Raw genomic sequence first — 16,207 nt, 5'->3', positions numbered from 1 at the left:
GTCGAACAGCTCGACGAACCGCTCTACGCGAGCACGACGAGTTCCCTGCACCTCCTGGTCACCCTCGAGACCCCGACCACTGACGAGCCCCTCTACCGCACCTTCTGGGACCGGCTGCGGGCCGCGCTCGCCCCGGCCACCGGCAGGCTGCCGCGCGACAACGGGCATCTGGCCATGCTGGACAACTCCTACTCATACCTGCGGCAGTTCACCCGGGATGTGCCGCAGGCGATCAGCTTCGCCGGCGGTACGGGCACCGAGGGCCTCATGGAGGCCGTGGCGATCCCGAAGAAGCTGAACGCGGATGGGGCCCGGAAGGTCCCCGACCACGCGCCGACGGACGGACGGCGCCGCCGGCCTGACGCCCGCCGACTGGCACCGCTACCTGGCCGGTCTCCCGTACCGACGCCGTGCGGCTCCGCGCAGTGAGGGGACAGGGCCCGTGGGACCGAGCCAGGCCGAAGACACCGCCACCCGATGGGCCCGCCTCCGCACCAGGGGCCCATCGGGTGGCGAGGGGCGCCGAACAGCAGACGCCCGATTGTGAGGCCCGGTATGCCCTGCGCTCCGGAGTAGAGGGCACCGTCAACGAGTTCGCCCACGGACACGGCATGCGCCGCTGCCGCTACCGGGGGCAGCCGAAGGCCCACCTGCAGCACGTCCTCACGGCCATCGCCGTGAACATCGAGCGCCTCAGCGACTTACGCTCCACCGGCGAAGCACCCCGGCCCCGGCCACCGACAGCCTTCCAGAACTTCCTGGACCAGCACGGGATCCCCCGCCTGAAATCCTGGCGAGCCGTCAGCGGCTGACTCGGCACTCTCAAGATCCCCGACAGAGTCAAGCTCAGGTTGCCGGGGCCGTCCCACCAGGGGCGGTAGGAAGCGGGGTCCCTGGTGTTGTCGAACTTGGCCTCGTCGCAGGCGGTGCCGGCCGCCAGGCAGTGCTCCTTGACCTTGAACACGACGCGGGCGGAGAGCGAGGTGGTGCGCAGACCGTACTCGATGCTGGTCGGGTAGCCGCCGCGGATGTACTGCTCCGGAGACTTGAACTTCTTGTTCGGGGCGTAGTAGTTGGTCTCCTGCGCCCAGTTGATGATCTGGCCGACGACCTCCCACCTCCAGGATCATCCCGCTGACCCGATTACTGACCCGCCGCCTGCCGGATGCCCTCAGGCTCTCCCACGGCTATCGCGTGGAAGCCGAGGGCAACGCCCGTTGACAGCGCCAGAAACACGCCATGCCCGGTCCTCCGGAGGGAGGGCCGGGTCCGGCTGTCGTGAGGGGTGGGAGTCCTCCGGAGTCGCGGGAAGTTTCGGGACTTCAGGAGCCGCAACGTCCCCGGCTGCGGAACTGGATCCTGCCGCAGAAGGGGTCCGGCCAGAGGGCTCCTCCGCCCCGCAGCCGGTCAGCGACAGACATGCCACCGTCGGCAGCAGAATGGTTCTCCAGACTCACCTATCCACAGCAAATTCTCCAAACTGGAGTCGAACTGGCCCTCGAATGTGGTCGGTTGATCCAACTGATCACATGTGCCTTCAAAGGCGAGAACAGCCTCAGCGGGCCGGCTCGGCATCCGGCTCCTCGCCCGGAGCGGAAATCGGGCCCGGGTCCTCGGTGTCGGTGTCGAACGGCGGTGCGTCCTCGGTCCACTTCATCGAGGTGATCGTCGTGTAGCCCTGCAGCTCGCCCTTGCTCACACCGTCACCGCTCCGGGTGGCGACCGTCTCGGTGCCGAGTGGCATGCCCGTGGACTTGTCGAAGATCAGGCGGAGTTCGGCGGGCCCGTGGGGGCTGGGGAGGGCGACGGCGTAGCCGGTGCGGCCTGTGTGGTCTTTGACGTCGCCTAGGGAGCGCACGCCGGGTTCGGCGGCGAGGAGGCGGTAGGCGGCGGCGCGCAGGGCCGGAGTGGACGGGAGGGTCGTGGCGATTCGGACGGCTGTGTCGACGACGGTCCGGTCGAGGATTTCCTCGGGGGCGTTGTAGTCCTTGTCGACCAGGGCGAAAAGGCGCTTGCGGAGGGCCTGTTCATCGGTGGGGAGCGTGGCCAGGAGGCGGAGAGGGAGGTCGCCCATCGTGCCGATGTCCGCGATTCCGCCGGGGGCGTCGTGTTGGATCTCGCCCTTGCCGGCGTAGGTGACGGTCTCACCCCTCAGGTTCCACGACGTGGGGGAACCGTCCGCCTTCCACGCCGCCTCGTCGGCTTTCGTGGCCGGACGGGCCCCCAGGTCCAGGAGCTGCGACCACTGCTTGTTCCTGGCGGCGGCGGTCCAGTACCGCTGCTCGGTGCGCACGGCGACGGTGTAGTTCTTGCCGGGGACCTTGTGGAGGGAACCGAGGTGTTTCTCCACGTACCAGTACGTGCCGGAACCGGCCGGTTGCTGCTCAACGTGGGAGGCGGCAGCGAGAAGGACCTGGCTGCCGGAGCCCGATGTCGCGGAGGGCGCAGGTCCTGGCTCCTGCGGCGCGGTTTCGATGATCGCCAGAACCGCCACCGCCGCCGCGGTGGCCAGGGCGAGACCCGAGAGGAGAGGGCGGCCCACCCTCCGCGGCTGGGGGGTGGCGCGAGCCCTGCGCGTTGCGCGCGGACGGGTCATGACTGTTGCAAGCTCCTCTTCCCGAACCGGTGACGGCGTGGGGCGGCCGGGGTCGAGGTGGGCGGGGCGGGCGGCTGTCAGGCGGTGCAGGATGTCGTTCTTCACCGGGCTTCCTTTCCTACAGTGATCCGGACTCGGGTGGACACGCGCCGCACGGCTGCGGCTTCCTCCATGAGCGGGTAGGCGGAAGCGGCCTCGGTGAGACGTTTGCGCGCCCGGTGCAGACGGACCCGCAGGGTGATGGGCGAGCAGCCGACCACCGCGGCCGCCTGTGCCGGGGTCAGGCCCTGCCACCCGGAGAGGATCAGCAGTTCCCGATCGTCCTCCGGCAGCGTGGCCAGCGCCTTGAGCAGCGCGCTTCGCTCGGATACCTCCTCGGCAATGTCCGCCTCGGCGGGTTCCGCCCAGGAGCGCAGTTCGGCGGCGAACGACGCGCGCCTGGCCTCCGCCCGGATGTTGTCCCGCAGGATGTTGCGGGCGACCCCGAGCAGCCATGGCAGCGGCGGCTCGGGGACGTCGTCCAGCTTGCGCCAGGCCACGGTGAACGTCTCGTTCACCACCTCGTCGGCGACCTGCCGTCCCGCACGGCTGACCACGTAGGCCCACACACGTTGCCGACAGCCGTCATAGATAGCGGTGAAACGATCCGCGTCGTAGTCGGGCACTGCCGCACCTCCTGTCCCTCCTGGTGTGTTCTGTCATTGGGTAGTGGGCCGAACGGGCTGATCGTTACAGCGCCATGCCGGAAAACACACCCGAGAGACGAGACGTACGTCACATCAGGGTCCGCAAGACCGCCGCGCAGGGCGCGGCGGTCGGAGGTGAGGGCGTAGCGGCGGGCGGCGAGGCCGTGGTCGAGGTCGATGCCGATTTCGTTGCGGAAATACTTCGCCGCGACGAGGTTCGCGGCCCACTCGTCCTGTTCCCACCGTCTGGTGAGAGGCCCCGGGCGGCGTCATCGCCCGGGGCTTCGTGCTGTCGGCGGCCGGCTGCTCTGCCCGGATGTGGGCGCGACCCGGCCCTGGGGAAGCTTCACCCTCGGCCTCGCCCACGGTGCCGACGAGCAGTACTTGGCGGACACTGCCCGCGCTCTGGCATCCGACATGTCCCTCATCGAAAGCCACCCGGGCCGCTGTCCACCTGCGCACCCTGCGTAAGGAGCTGCTGAAGGTCTCGAGAGCTGTCGGCGTCGCCCACCCGGCACTCATCACCACCGACATCGAGATCATGAACGGCGACTACGACGCCCGCACCCTGGCGAGCGTCTACGGCTACAAGGACGGCTGGGGCGAACTCGGCCCGGAACTCGCCCAGGAGATCACCGCACTGCTCACCACCGAGCCGACCCCTTTCCAGAAGCCTGCCAGCTGACGCGTGACGAGTTGCCGGGCCCTGATCTGCGAGGTCGGGCGGTACGGGGGCGGTCGGCCGGGCCGACTACGAGCCACGGCCTGTTGACCTGGGCAGGTGGGACTGGCACGGCAACATCCCGGCCCCTCCGGGGCGCGGGTCCTGGGGGCACGTCCGACCAGCCCCACCTGCTGCACGACGAGACGGCAGTTACCCAAACGCCGACTCCACGCTGAGCCCAGCCGGTGGTGCCCTCAGCCACACGTGGCTGAGGGCACCACCGCATTCCAGTCGCCAGCGCCTTCGTCGGATGTCGGCTCTCGGCACACTTCCTCGACCGGTCGTGAAGAGAGACTCCGGCCGGGCGGAACACGCCGCGAGATCTTCGGCTACGCCGATACCGACAAGGGTCCGCTGCAGTTGCGCAGACCTGCCTCGATTCCTACGGTGCAGCCGTGACGGGCAGGAACGGGAGGAGTGCACATGCGGGATTGCTAACCGTCGTAAACCCCCCAGTCCCGCACACTGCCGTGACCGGAGCAGTCACCGCCGAAGACCCAGTAGCCCGGGCCGACCAACGGACCCCAGACTTCGGTACCGTCCGAGCACTGGGTCCACGATCCGGAACTTCCATAGTCGACGTTGCAGTCCGCTCTCCACGACGTGCCGTAGTTGACGAAGTTGTTGCAGTAGTTCGCGTGCCGTATCGAAGGAGCCCCGTCCCTGCTCTGAGTCACCACTACCGGCCCGTCAGGCACCTGTCGCGGCTGAGCCGTCGTTGCCGAGGCGGCGGACTCGATGGGCGACTCAGGTGCTGCTCAGCGCGCCCCGGGTACCGCGCATGAACGCGCATTGCGCACGCGTGACCGGCACCATCCGCCGCAAGGCCCTCGACCACGCCCTGATCCTGGGCGGGAACCACGCCAGGAAGGTCCTGACTGACCACCAGGACCACTACAACGGACACCGGCCGCACCGATCCCGGCAACAGCTACCGCCCAGCGCGACCGAGCAGCCCGCAATCGTGCACGACCCCGACGACCGAAGCATGCTCCGCACCAGGGTCCCCGGCGGCATCAACAACGAGTATCGATACGCTGCGTGACCTGCAACGACGACTTTTCGAGCCCCACAGGCCACTGACCGGACCGAATCCGACCGACCGCGGAAAGCCGGGATCGAAAATCCACCTGATTGTTGACCGGAACGGACTGCCACTGTCGCTGGGTATCTCCGGCGCGAACATGCACGACAGCCTCGGCCTTGAGCCGCTCGTGCGAGGCATCCCACCCATCCGATCCCGGCGAGACCCACGCCGCCGAAGGCCCGGCAAGCTCCATGCGGACAAGGGCTACGACTACGATCACCTGCGCCGATGGCTCCGCAAACGCGGCATCCAACACCGCATCGCCCGCAAGGGCATCGAGTCCTCACAACGACTCGGACGCCACCGCTGGGTGGTCGAGCGGACCGTGTCCTGGCTGGCCGGCTGCCGACGTCTGCACCGCCGCTACGAACGCAAGGCCGAACACTTCCTCGCCTTCGTCGGCATAGCCGCCGTTCTCATCTGCCATCGCCGTCTGACCATGTAGTTGGCGGTCTGGAGGTTAGGCGCCGCCGCTTCAAGACCGTCACCATGGACGATCTCGTGGAACGGCTCGGGGTGTGTGACCAGTCGCCATGGCCGTCGTCCCGTTGCCTGAGGTCGGATGCAGCCGGATCAGGCTTGACCTGTGACCTTGCCATCCCTCGTGACCCTCACGGTGACCACCCCGCCGGCCGGGACTTCGACTCGCGGCCACCCGAGGAACGCCGTGTACCCAAGGGGGCGGGCCGATTGGTGGGCCGTTTCCGCCAGGACCGACACCCGTGCCGCGTAGGCCGTGTCGTTCGTCAAGCGGACTACGGCGGCATGGCGGCTCTCGCGGACATATTCAGCCTCGACATGGTCAAAGGGAAAGAGGACCCCTTCCCCGGGTCGCACGTAGATTCCGGGAAGTTCGAGTGCCATCAAGATGCCATTGGTCTCGGTCCAGGAGTTTCTCGTCTTGATGAAATTGCCGACGGCCCCCTTACCCTCTGCATCGCTGGGCTGGATCCGCTCCATGCTCGAACCGATTAGGTAGTCGGTTGTTATATGTCCCGGCATGTTGACGGCCTCGGCGTGGGCATGCTGGATATCCCTGATGAGTTCAGCGTACTTCTTGTTCCCAGTCGCTCGATATAGCTTGAACAGGTGGTCCGCGGAGGACGTACAGACGCCGGGCGCGGCATGCTTGTTTTGGCTGCTTGCCCAAACCGCGCCGGCCATCCTTCCATTCAGTTGCGCAATATCGCTGTCTGCCGGAAACAGAGGATCGTACGCAAGCGTCCAGGACGAGCAAAGTGCGGCTTGGACCTTCGCGCGATCCAGCCAACCCTTCTTTCCGGTGTACTGGTACAAAGCCATGAATGACTCCAGGAAACCAAATGCCGATTCGGAATCTGCATCCTGTGAAATATCCGCGCACGCTCCGCTGGTGAATCCACGGGACTTGATGTCGCGCTCATAGTAGAATTCGGCCGCTTCCTCGGCTACGGCCAACCAGTCCGGACAATGGAAGTATTCAGCTGCCAGGGCAAGCCCGGCCGGAGCGATGGCGCCGGCCGTCGAGTTGTAGACGGCGATATCGCCTGTTTCGGGCACGATGTACTGACCGAATTCTCCGTGCTTTCGCCAGATCCGGGTGAAGGCCGCGGCCAGGCCACCCGCGGCCAATTCCCAGGATTCCTTGATGGCGCCGCCATGCCCTTGCGCCTTCAGGAGCATCAAATGCTTGATCAGCCAGAAGAGTACGTCTCCGTTCTTGCGCACCATCGCCTGTACCGCCGGAAAGTCGGGGTGATCCTTCTCTGAGCGGATCGCGCCATCTTCGCTGATGAAGCCGTAGAAAAATCCGCTTCGCCCCTTCATGCGGGAACAGACGAAGTCAAGCTCATCGGAGACCCTGCCGCGTTCCGTCGGGTCATTCAGAGCCAACATGGGGTAGGTGTTGATCAGGCCGCTGACCCAACCCAATTGAAAGTGCTTAGAGTTTTCCGGCAGATAGTACCTGCCAGCCTTGGTTTCGGTGAAATTTCCCCGGCAGATGTCGGTGCCAAGCTCCGCCAGCTTGCTCATCGGAAGCAGGTTGCGAGGCATGGTGGGGCCAGTAAGCGACTTTCGCACATCCATGAACTTTTGCAGGACTGCCGGAATTCCGTCAGCATCGAAGGTGAAGACCTGGAAGCGAATCGACACCGAGTCACCGGGAGCCCAGTTCAACGCCCTATCGTCGCTCGGTCGAAAGTCGCCGAAACCGGCCACCTGCTGGCGCATGACGGGCGTCGAAATGCGGAATTCGCAGCTTGCCCTGCTCGCGCTCTCTTCAACCGAGAGTCCACTATTGCCCAGTCGGGTTCCTTGCTCCGTGAGGACGATCCAGCCCTTCCTCAACTTAGCCGAGAAGAAGCTCATCGCTGGGGCGGCAGTAGAGCAGGTTTCCAGCTCGATCCGCGAAGGCATCGCGACATCAGAGGCCAGTCGTGGGTTATTCGATATCGTCAGCGGCGTCCGGGGATTGTAGTACATGTCGACCGGGTAGTCCGGATTATATCCATCGCCGATGGCGCGATAGCGATTGCCGTTATAGACTATTCCGGGAATCATCACGTAGTTCGCGGTCTCCCAGTTCTTGAATGGGAAATCGACAGAGATCGCGGTTTGTTCCGCTTCCCCCTTCTCCAGAGTGCATGTCAGGGTGACCTCCCATCCGTGATCATCGGGCACCCGCCGCGTCTCCCACTCCAGCTGCCACTGCCGCGGGCCGTCGGTCAGCGTGTCGCCGTCAAATTCTTGGGCTTGGCGCAGCGTCGTGCCCTCATATTTCCGAATCAACACCCGCAGGGAGCCGTGCAACTCTCGCAGAGAACGGCTCAATTCGGCAGCCGGGCCACCCGCCCCGCCAACCCCTGCGTCGAGCGGTTGGGCTCGCGAGATCGTCGGTTCGAGAGTGATCTTCGCACCGACCCCGGCGGCCGCCAGCAGAGAAAGGCAGTGTCTCCTGTCGAGCATTCTGCAACCATCCTCGCGTGTGTGTTCCCGTGGCGGAAGCTTCAGATCAATGCCGGTACCATGCCACGGCCTGCGAGGGGCACGCAAGGATAAATCCGAAACATTTCTCCTTACCGACGGCGTCTCCTGCTGAGCTGCCCCGGAGTGTCCGGAGACCTTGTTACTGACCTTCAGTGCGTGATGTCGTGGGGTGCTGACGGGTCGTGAAGCCTGCGGTATGCCCTTGTCGTGAGGTTTCCGCAAGGCGGTGGCTTGACCGCACAACGACGTGCCGCCCGCGAGCGGCTCCGGCTCCGGGCTGCCGCTTGTCGGCGGCGGCTGAACTTGGGTTCTGGATCACTTTCAGTGCCAGGGCCACGGAGGGTCACCACAACCGGGATCATGAACCGCCGTGGCTGATGTCCTCCTTCATGATCTGTGGTTTCACCAGGTCGACGACGTTGTGATCGAAAAGGTGTTGGCCGACGGCGAGTTGGTGGTCGTACAGGCCCGCACGTCAGCGGAGCGGGTTGCGTGTCCTGCCTGCGGGACGGCGTCGGCCCGGGTGCATAGCCGGTACGTCCGCCGACTCGCTGACAGCGCGGTCGGCGGTCGCCCCGTTGCGATCGAGTTACAGGTACGCAGGTTCCGCTGCCGCCAACACGCGTGCTCGCAGGCCACGTTCGTCGAGCAGGTCGAAGGTCTGACCTTCCGGCACGGGAGGCGAAGCGCCGGGCTGCAGACGATGCTGCAGCACCTGGCCGTGATGTTGGCGGGCAGGGCTGGAGCTCGCCTGATCGTGTCCCCTGCCGTGGTGTAGGGGATCAAGGCGGTGAGCCTGGGTCGGTGCGCCCTGCATGTGCTTCCGCTGCTCCGGTTCGTGCCCCCTGAACAGGCAACGGCCATCGTGCAACGCTCCGGGAAAACGGCTAAGTCCAACCCGGGGAGTGCACGATGGCCTTGTCCCAGTCTGACCTATTGCGGCTGCTGGAGTCACTACGTGCGGCGGATGGAGTCGAGACAATCCGCGCGGTGTGCGAGCGCATTCTGCAGGAACTGATCGAGGCGGAGGCCACCGCCCGGATCGGCGCCGAGTGGAACGAGCGCACCGAGTCCCGCACCACCTGGCGCAACGGGCACCGCGAGAAGACGCTGACCACGCAGGCCGGCGATGTGGAGCTGGCGATCCCGAAGATCCGGGCGGGGAGCTTCTTCCCCTCGCTGCTGGAGCGCCGCCGCCGGATCGACCGGGCCTTGTATGCGGTGGTGATGGAGGCATACGTGCTCGGGGTGTCCACCCGCGGCGTCGATGACCTGGTCAATGCCCTGGGCGCGGACACCGGCATCTCCAAGAGCGAGGTCTCGCGGATCTGTGCCGGGATGGATGCGGAACTGACGGCTTTCCGTACCCGGCCGCTGGATCACACCCCTTTCCCTATCTGTTCTTGGACGCCACCTACGTCAAGGCCCGGGTGAACCATAGCGAGCAGGGAAACCGCGAGGTGGTCGGGGTGATGGTGGATGACAGCGAGAGCGACGCGTCCTGGACCGCGTTCTTACGCTCCTTGCGCGAGCGGGGGCTTTGCGGGGTGCGGCTGGTGGTCTCCGACAGCCATTCGGGGCTGGTCAAGGCCATCCGCAAGGTCATGTTCGGTGTCGGCTGGCAGCGCTGCCGGGTTCATTTCGTGCGCAACGTCTTCTCGGTGATCGAAAAGGGCACCGGGGAGATGGTCGCCGCGACCATCCGCACCATCTTCGCCCAGCCCACCGCCGAAGCCGTCCGGGCCCAGCCGGACACCGTCGCCGACATGCTCGGCAGACAGTCCCCCAAGGTCAAAACCATGCTGCTGGATGCCAAGGAAGACCTCACCGCCTTCGCCGACTTCCCCCAGCCGCACTGGAAAAAGATCCAGTCCACCAACCCGCTGGAACGGATCAACCGCGAGACCAAACGCCGCACCGACGTCGTCCAGGTCTTCCCCAACCCCGAGGCCGTCCTACGACTGGCCACCGCAGTGCTGGCCGAAATGCACGACGAATGGATCGCCTTCCCCCGCCGCTACCTCTCCGAAGAGAGCATGGCCACCGTCTACGCCACCGCCGACACCGAGGCCCTCCCCGGCACTACCGAGGGCTGATCCCCTCCATCACGGCAGGGGGACACGATCGACGAGAACCGCGCTTTTGCGATGCCGGACCATGTGCAGCTCACCCGGCCGCGCGACAGCCGGGTCAGCTCGCCGGGCTGGTCAGTTGACAGTGTGGATAATCGTTGTCCGGATCGCCGACGGGAACCCAGAGCATCAGGACCTTGCCTTGCCTCAAGGCGGCGTAGGAGTCGGGCTCCCGCTCACCCGTTTCGGGGTGAGCGGCGTCGAAGCCCACGGGGTGAGCGGCGTCGAAGGAAACAGCGACGAAGCTTTGCTTCTTGTTGGAGCCTTGCTCCCAGGAGCCTGTTCCGGACCAGGCCAAACCGTCGTACCAGCCGACGGCGACGCAGACTTTATCGGCGATGAACGTCCCGTCCTGCTTCAGCGTGAGGGTGCCGCCGTCGGCATCGGTCCACGTGGTCGCAAGTTCGGCCGGCTTCAGAACGACCGGTTCGCCGTCGGGCGGCGGCATGACGGTGAACCTGCCGCAGGCCGTCAGGGCGAGGGCCATGGCGAGCAAGATCAGCGCAGTACGACAGTAACGCAGCGCACTCCACCCCTAGCGGGTTCCGCAGGCCGCGTGCGCGACCGATGGGCTCAAGAACTCATGCCGTACTCTGGCACGGAGTTTGAACACGTTCAAGTCTCAGTCGTCGGCGGCCACTCCTCACGAGGCGTGAGGCGGTACGGCAGCGAGTACCGCAACCACAGCGGCCGATCGCGGTCAGGCCGCAAATAGCCCATGGAGCACCTTCTTCGCGAACCGCTTCCTGGCCCGGCGCACGCGACGGTCCATGCCATCACCACTTGACGCGACGGGCACCGCGACAGGTTGCTGACCGCCCAGGGCGGAGAACAGCTGCGCGCCGCTACACCACACCAGGGGACATGACCGCTCGCCTCGCCCATGCGCTCGTGGCCGGTGTGAGCCGGTCGACTCTCCTGCGGCTGATACGCCGTCTGCCCGCCCCCATGAGTCACACTCCGCGCGTGCTCGGGGTCGATGATTTCGCTCTGCGCAAGGGGCATAACTACGGCACGATCCTGATCGACATCGAGACACGCCAGCCGGTCGACCTCTTGCCTGACCGGACCACCTCAACGGTGGCCCAATGGCTCCTCGACCACCCCGGGGTCGAGGTGATATGCCGGGACCGCTCCGTCGCCTACGCTGAGGCGGGGCGCCTCGGCGCCCCGAACGCGATTCATGTCGCAGACCGGTGGCACATCTGGCACAACCTGGCCGAGGCCGTTCAGAAGACAGTCACCCAACACCGCGCCCTGCTCCGCGAACCGGAGGAGACCGCCCCGACGTCCTCTGCAGTGTCGTTGCAGGCCACGGACTTGGACCCGCGCACCTCGGCCGGACCGCGGCAGTCCGGCCGACCGTCTGACCGGGTCCGGGAACAGCACGCCGCTGTCCACTCCCTGCTCAATCAGGGAGCCGGGCTGCGACCGATCGCCCGCCAGCTCGGTCTGGCACGCAACACCGTGCGTCGCCTCGCCCACGCAGCCACCGCAGACGAACTCCTCGTCGGACGGCGGACCGGACGCACCAGCATCCTCGACACCTGCAAGCCCTATCTGCACCGGCGGTGGGCCGAGGGCTGCACCGTTGCCCGCCGCCTGTTCGAGGAACTCCGCGAGCGCGGTTACACCGGCGGCGAGAGCGTTGTGAAGCAGTACGTCCACCGGCTCCGTGAAGCCTTCCCGCACAACGATCCGCCCCGCAGGAACCCGTCCGTGCGTGACGTGACCAGCTGGCTCACCCCCTTGTGCGGGACGGGCGTGATCGCATCACAGAGACGTCGGCCCAGCCGCCCCGGCCGTGCCAGGGTGGCCCGTCGGCTCTCCCGGCGGTGCTCCTCAGCGGTGAGGTGTTGTGATGGGCATCGGATCTGAGGTATTTGCCTCGGCTAAATCCAATACCGTTCAGTTAAGCCCTGCTGGGTTATCGTGGGTGCATGCCGCGTTCTGGTTGGGTGAAGCCGTCTTCTGATGTCCGGTTGTCGGATTTGGTGTCTGTGGGGTTGCTGACGCGGGTGTTTCCCGCGGACGTGGTTGACGCGGTGATCGAGGAGGCGGGGCGTACTGAGCGGCGTCACCGGTCGTTGCCTGCCCGGGTGATGGCGTACTTCTCGATGGGGATGGCGTTGTATTCGGATGGTTCCTACGAGGATGTGTTCGCGCAGCTCACGGACGGGCTGTCGTGGGCGTCGGGGTGGTCGGAGTCGTTTCCGCCGCCCTCGAAGTCGGCGATCTTCCAGGCCAGGGCTCGTCTGGGGTTCGAGCCAGTGCGGGATCTCTTCGCCCGTGTCGCGCGTCCGCTGGCGGGGCCGGACACGCCGGGGTCGTGGCTGGCCGGGCGTCGCCTGGTGGCGATCGACGGGACGTGCCTGGACGTGGCGGACACGGCGGCCAACGCGGAGTTCTTCGGGCGGCCCGCTTCCAGCAGGGGGGAGCGGTCCGCGTTTCCGCAGGCCCGCCTGGTGGCATTGGCGGAATGCGGTACTCATGCGGTCTTCGACGCTGTCACCGGCCCGTGCAGTGTGTCGGAGATCGAGTTGTCCCGGCAGCTCGTCGGGCGACTTGAGCCGGGCCAGCTGGTCCTGGCCGACCGGGGCTTTTACGGGTTCCGCCTCTGGCAGCAGTCCGCAGCCACGGGCGCGGATCTGCTCTGGCGAGTGAAGACGAACCTGAGGCCCCGGTATCTGGAAACCCTGGCCGACGGGTCGTGGCTGGCCAGGATCGTCCCGACGTCGGGCCCGAACCGGGCCACGACGGATCCACTCACGGTCAGAGTGATCGACTACACGGTCGATGACGGCCGGGACAACCCCGAGGAATACCGTCTGCTGACCACGATCCTCGACCCGGCCGAGGCCGGCGCCGAGGACCTCGCAGCCGCCTACGTCCAACGGTGGGAAATCGAGACCACCTTCGACGAACTGAAAACCCACCAGCGCGGGCCCCGCGCGGTACTGCGCTCGAAAGCCCCCGAGCTCGTCCAGCAAGAAATCTGGGGACACCTGTGCTGCCACTACGCCATCCGCACCCTGATGGCCGACACCGCCGCACACGCCGGCCACGACCCCGACAGAGTCTCCTTCGTCAAAGCCCTCCGCATCGCTCGCCGTTCAGTCGCGCAGAGCGCATTTCCCCCCTCCGAGCACTGACACGGCCGACACGATCTGGCATCACGCCATCCGATGGCTCACCCAACACCTCAACCCACCACGCCGAAAGCGCACACACCCACGAGTCGTCAAACGCAAGATCCTGAAATGGGCCGCGAAACGCTCCCACCACACACACTCGCCCCAACCCAAACACAACCCCCACATCACCATCCAAATCCACTAACTGAACGGTATTGCGGCTAAATCACCATACGGACAGGGTCTGTCCGTTTGCGTAGATCAGATGTCCACCACGGATGTCTGACGGGTAGATCCCGCCCACAGAGAGTCCGTTGCCCGTGCCGCCTCGCGCCCACGGTGAGTCGTTGTAGCCGACCGCGTTGACCACACGAACCTTGAAGTCGACGTTGTTGGGGGTGTACCCGTTGACCCAGAGGTTGTCTGCAGTAGCGTGAAGCGCAACCCAGTCGCCGTTGTACCACTTGGACCCCGTGTAGCTGATGGTGCATGCAAGGTCTCCCCCTACCCACACTTCTTGGGGACAGGGCTCCGATTCGGCCCCCTGGATCCCCGTTGGCGAGGCTGTCGCTTGGCCTGCCAGGGGCAGCGCCAGCATGGCGAGCGCGGCAAGGGGGATGACGGACTTTCTCACTATTTCACCCATCTGTTGGCGCCGGTTGTACCGGCGGGCGCGCATCAGCTTGACCGTGCGCATCGTGTGGGCAATGAGGAGAACCAGTGTTTGGCCTGAAACCGTCAAGTAATGGCAGACGCGGCATGGTTGACGTCTACAGTAACGCCGAAGTCGGCGCGGTTGTCGGAGATGAAGCCCCAGCGGCGGGGGCTCACTTCACCTCCCGAGCGAAACAGGCGGCTGCCCGGCGCAGGATCTCGCGCTCCAGCTGCCACGCCTTCTCCGCCTTGAGCAGCCGGACGTTCTCCACCCGCAGCCGAGCCAGCTCCTCGGCCGCGCTCACACTGCCGTCGCGGCCCTCGGGCGCGGCCCGAATCTCGTCCTTGCGCACCCACGTCCGCAGCGATTCCGCGGTGATGCCGAGATCTGCGGCCACCGCCGCGTACGTCCGCTTCCCGGCCGCGGCGCGGTAGAGCGCGACGGCATCCTTCCTGAACTCCTCCGGATACGAAGACTTGCGTCCCACCTGGACATCCCTCCCTGGACCGTCAAGATCCATTGTCAGGGTGTCCACTCCACAGGATCATCCTCATCGGTGAGCGTGATCCGGGCGCCTGCCCTGCCACCGCGCTCGCCAATCCACCGCAAATACTTCCGCTCAGCCGTCGGTAGGCCGGGCCACCGGCCGCGCATGACGGGCTGGGCTCCGATCGACAGCGTCAGGTGAAAGGCCACGGCGGCAGGCTACGACCCGTCTGTCCTGTGCCATCGCATGTTGAGCGTGTGCCATCGAAGTTAATCGGATTCCCATGTGCCGGAAGCGTGCACTTTGCCGGAACAGCAAGAGTAATTGCCCGCTTCAGTAGGGGAGTTGCAGTCTGGTTCCGGTCAAGGCAATCGAACCCGAAGGGCTGCACAATGACTACCCATGAAGGCGCCGGGCCCGCACCGGACTCTGGTGACCGCGCGCCGATCAACAACCGCGTCCACCACGTGGCATCTGGCGAACTGGACGGTTACGCCGCTATCAGCGGAGGCACGGTCGGCTCGAAGAAGCTCTGGATGGGCCTGGTGGAGAACCCGCCGCTGAGCTCGACGGACAACCACCATCACGGCGATTCGGAGGCTGGTATCTACGTGGTCAGTGGTCACCCCGTGTTCGTCTACCACGACGGCACACAGGAGGTACGGCTCGCCGCCAACCCGGGCGATTTCTTCCTCGTCCCCCCGTTCGTCCCGCACCGAGAGGAGAACCCCGACCCGAATGAGCCCGCAGTCGTCGTGATCGCTCGGACCACCCAAGAGCCGATCAAGGTCTCCGTGCCCGAGCTGTATCACCTCAAGGAGACAGACACGCAGTCGAGCCGGTCGACTCCGTAGGGATCGAATCGGCGAGGTCCACCTTGGTTGGCCCGGGCACCGTGCTGTCAGCTTATGAACCACCAAGTGCACCGCCACGTTGCCCGGCAGGTCCAGGTCTCGGCTTCTGAGCTTGATTCCTACGGCTCACCGAGCGCGGGGCACTCCTCTCCGGTCAATGTGCTGGCATCGACTGCCCTGCTGGCGATCAAGATCTCTCCAAGCTTTGAGCCCGTTGTCCCTACTCTGACGCATCCACGCCGGCTCCTCTACCCGCACGGTCAGCGCACCCCCGCGTCATCACAGCACGGGCCCTACTGACCACGCGTGATGGGAAGATCACTGGAAGGGCGGGGCTCCACGGACCGCAGTACGGCCAGACTTCCCGTGGGGAATCGAGCGGAAAGACTACGTCTTGAAATTCCGGAAGCGCGTAGCGGCACTGGCGTTGTCGGCCAGCCTCCTGACTGGTGGGGCGATAGCCCTGGCCCCGTCGGCCGCCGCTGTTGGGGGGAACTCGAAGTGCACCGCCGATTTCAGTGGCAAGGTCAGCGCGAGCAGCACCAACCTCCGCAGTGGGCCGGCGACGCCCTACTCGTCTTATGGCCTGCTGTCCACGGGGACGAAGGTGACCGTCATCTGCTATCGGCAGACGAGCGTCACCGTGCAGCCGTGGCTCTACCTCAAGGTCACTTCAGGGGCTCACTCCGGCACCTACGGCTGGGTCCGTGACGACCTGGTGAACTGGCCCCTGTAGAAGCGGGGCATCGGGGATAGGACACCCCTACTGCCGAGCCCAGCGCATCGAGCGGGCGCGTCAGCAGATTTCGGACACCTGATTCCTCGCGCATCCTGTCCGCCGGACGATGTTGGCCGGCCGCGTACAGTGCGCAAAGGGCCCTCGCA

At 65.9% G+C, this 16,207-nt stretch carries 12 protein-coding genes and 5 pseudogenes; 11 read left to right on the top strand and 6 right to left on the bottom strand.

Annotated features, from left to right (window positions below):
• Positions 1-105 precede the first annotated feature (105 nt).
• Together OG978_RS48650 and OG978_RS44155 are read left to right on the top strand one after the other, a co-directional pair.
• Positions 106-339: pseudogene (locus OG978_RS48650) on the top strand (hypothetical protein); the annotation flags it as partial.
• Between the two features lie 71 nt (positions 340-410).
• Entirely contained in the window at positions 411-812 is a 402-nt protein-coding gene (locus tag OG978_RS44155; protein WP_326770711.1) for a transposase, read from the top strand.
• Between the two features lie 743 nt (positions 813-1,555).
• On the opposite strand, the gene OG978_RS44150 is transcribed toward OG978_RS44155, so the two are convergent.
• Together OG978_RS44150 and OG978_RS44145 are read right to left on the bottom strand one after the other, a co-directional pair.
• Entirely contained in the window at positions 1,556-2,701 is a 1,146-nt protein-coding gene (locus OG978_RS44150) for a CU044_5270 family protein (RefSeq protein WP_326770710.1), read from the bottom strand.
• Positions 2,698-3,261: an RNA polymerase sigma factor gene (locus tag OG978_RS44145; protein ID WP_326770709.1), complete on the bottom strand. Its 564-nt coding sequence runs from the start codon at positions 3,259-3,261 to the stop codon at positions 2,698-2,700. Before OG978_RS44145 ends, OG978_RS44150 begins: the two co-directional genes overlap by 4 nt.
• A 442-nt stretch (positions 3,262-3,703) precedes the next feature.
• Here OG978_RS44145 and OG978_RS44140 point away from each other — a divergent pair.
• The 3 genes and pseudogenes from OG978_RS44140 to OG978_RS44130 all read left to right on the top strand — a co-directional run.
• Positions 3,704-3,967: pseudogene (locus tag OG978_RS44140) on the top strand (FMN-binding glutamate synthase family protein); the annotation flags it as partial.
• A 790-nt stretch (positions 3,968-4,757) separates the two neighbouring features.
• The gene (locus OG978_RS44135) at positions 4,758-5,051 is read left to right on the top strand and encodes an integrase core domain-containing protein (protein ID WP_326770708.1); all 294 of its coding nucleotides are present in this window, start codon (positions 4,758-4,760) and stop codon (positions 5,049-5,051) included.
• A gap of 34 nt (positions 5,052-5,085) precedes the next feature.
• Positions 5,086-5,538 (top strand): annotated as a pseudogene (locus OG978_RS44130) (IS5 family transposase); the annotation flags it as partial.
• A 128-nt stretch (positions 5,539-5,666) separates the two neighbouring features.
• Here OG978_RS44130 and OG978_RS44125 read toward each other — a convergent pair.
• Positions 5,667-8,039, bottom strand: a complete 2,373-nt coding sequence (locus OG978_RS44125; protein WP_326770707.1) for a hypothetical protein — start codon at positions 8,037-8,039, stop codon at positions 5,667-5,669.
• Between the two features lie 391 nt (positions 8,040-8,430).
• Here OG978_RS44125 and OG978_RS44120 point away from each other — a divergent pair, with 391 nt between their 5' ends.
• Together OG978_RS44120 and OG978_RS44115 are read left to right on the top strand one after the other, a co-directional pair.
• The gene (locus OG978_RS44120; protein ID WP_326770706.1) at positions 8,431-8,838 is read left to right on the top strand and encodes a transposase family protein; all 408 of its coding nucleotides are present in this window, start codon (positions 8,431-8,433) and stop codon (positions 8,836-8,838) included.
• 134 nt (positions 8,839-8,972) lie between these two features.
• A pseudogene (locus tag OG978_RS44115) lies at positions 8,973-10,156 on the top strand (IS256 family transposase).
• 94 nt (positions 10,157-10,250) lie between these two features.
• Here the strand turns inward: OG978_RS44115 and OG978_RS44110 are convergent.
• Positions 10,251-10,679 carry a hypothetical protein gene (locus OG978_RS44110; protein ID WP_326770705.1) on the bottom strand — a complete coding sequence of 143 codons (429 nt, stop codon included), beginning with the start codon at positions 10,677-10,679 and terminating at the stop codon, positions 10,251-10,253.
• 377 nt (positions 10,680-11,056) lie between these two features.
• Between OG978_RS44110 and OG978_RS44105 the strand changes: the two genes are divergently transcribed.
• Positions 11,057-12,070 (top strand): transposase, encoded by a 1,014-nt coding sequence (locus tag OG978_RS44105; protein WP_326770704.1) that lies wholly within the window; start codon positions 11,057-11,059, stop codon positions 12,068-12,070.
• 62 nt (positions 12,071-12,132) lie between these two features.
• Positions 12,133-13,344, top strand: coding sequence for an IS4 family transposase (locus OG978_RS44100; protein ID WP_326763669.1), 1,212 nt, complete (start codon positions 12,133-12,135; stop codon positions 13,342-13,344).
• Between the two features lie 208 nt (positions 13,345-13,552).
• Here OG978_RS44100 and OG978_RS44095 read toward each other — a convergent pair whose 3' ends face one another.
• Both OG978_RS44095 and OG978_RS44090 read right to left on the bottom strand, forming a co-directional pair.
• Positions 13,553-14,023, bottom strand: a complete 471-nt coding sequence (locus OG978_RS44095) for a hypothetical protein (RefSeq protein WP_326770703.1) — start codon at positions 14,021-14,023, stop codon at positions 13,553-13,555.
• A gap of 80 nt (positions 14,024-14,103) precedes the next feature.
• A pseudogene (locus OG978_RS44090) lies at positions 14,104-14,468 on the bottom strand (transposase); the annotation flags it as partial.
• Between the two features lie 392 nt (positions 14,469-14,860).
• On the opposite strand from OG978_RS44090, the gene OG978_RS44085 reads away from it, so the two are divergent.
• Entirely contained in the window at positions 14,861-15,322 is a 462-nt protein-coding gene (locus OG978_RS44085) for a cupin domain-containing protein (protein ID WP_326770702.1), read from the top strand.
• 394 nt (positions 15,323-15,716) lie between these two features.
• A complete protein-coding gene (locus OG978_RS44080) occupies positions 15,717-16,058 on the top strand; it encodes an SH3 domain-containing protein (protein WP_326770701.1) in 342 nt (113 codons plus the stop codon).
• Positions 16,059-16,207 lie beyond the last annotated feature (149 nt).

The organism is Streptomyces sp. NBC_01591, from assembly GCF_035918155.1.
Classification (GTDB): Bacteria; Actinomycetota; Actinomycetes; order Streptomycetales; family Streptomycetaceae; genus Streptomyces.
Note: the sequence above shows the minus strand (reverse complement) of the source record. Positions and strands in the feature narration are given on the sequence as shown.

Bases quoted from the DNA above. Each gene is read 5' to 3' on its own strand.
- OG978_RS44125 (WP_326770707.1), bottom strand. From the start codon at position 8,039: ATGCTCGACAGGAGACACTGCCTTTCTCTGCTGGCGGCCGCCGGGGTC.
- OG978_RS44110 (WP_326770705.1), bottom strand. From the start codon at position 10,679: ATGGCCCTCGCCCTGACGGCCTGCGGCAGGTTCACCGTCATGCCGCCG.
- OG978_RS44105 (WP_326770704.1), top strand. From the start codon at position 11,057: ATGACCGCTCGCCTCGCCCATGCGCTCGTGGCCGGTGTGAGCCGGTCG.
- OG978_RS44100 (WP_326763669.1), top strand. From the start codon at position 12,133: ATGCCGCGTTCTGGTTGGGTGAAGCCGTCTTCTGATGTCCGGTTGTCG.
- OG978_RS44095 (WP_326770703.1), bottom strand. From the start codon at position 14,023: ATGCGCACGGTCAAGCTGATGCGCGCCCGCCGGTACAACCGGCGCCAA.
- OG978_RS44085 (WP_326770702.1), top strand. From the start codon at position 14,861: ATGACTACCCATGAAGGCGCCGGGCCCGCACCGGACTCTGGTGACCGC.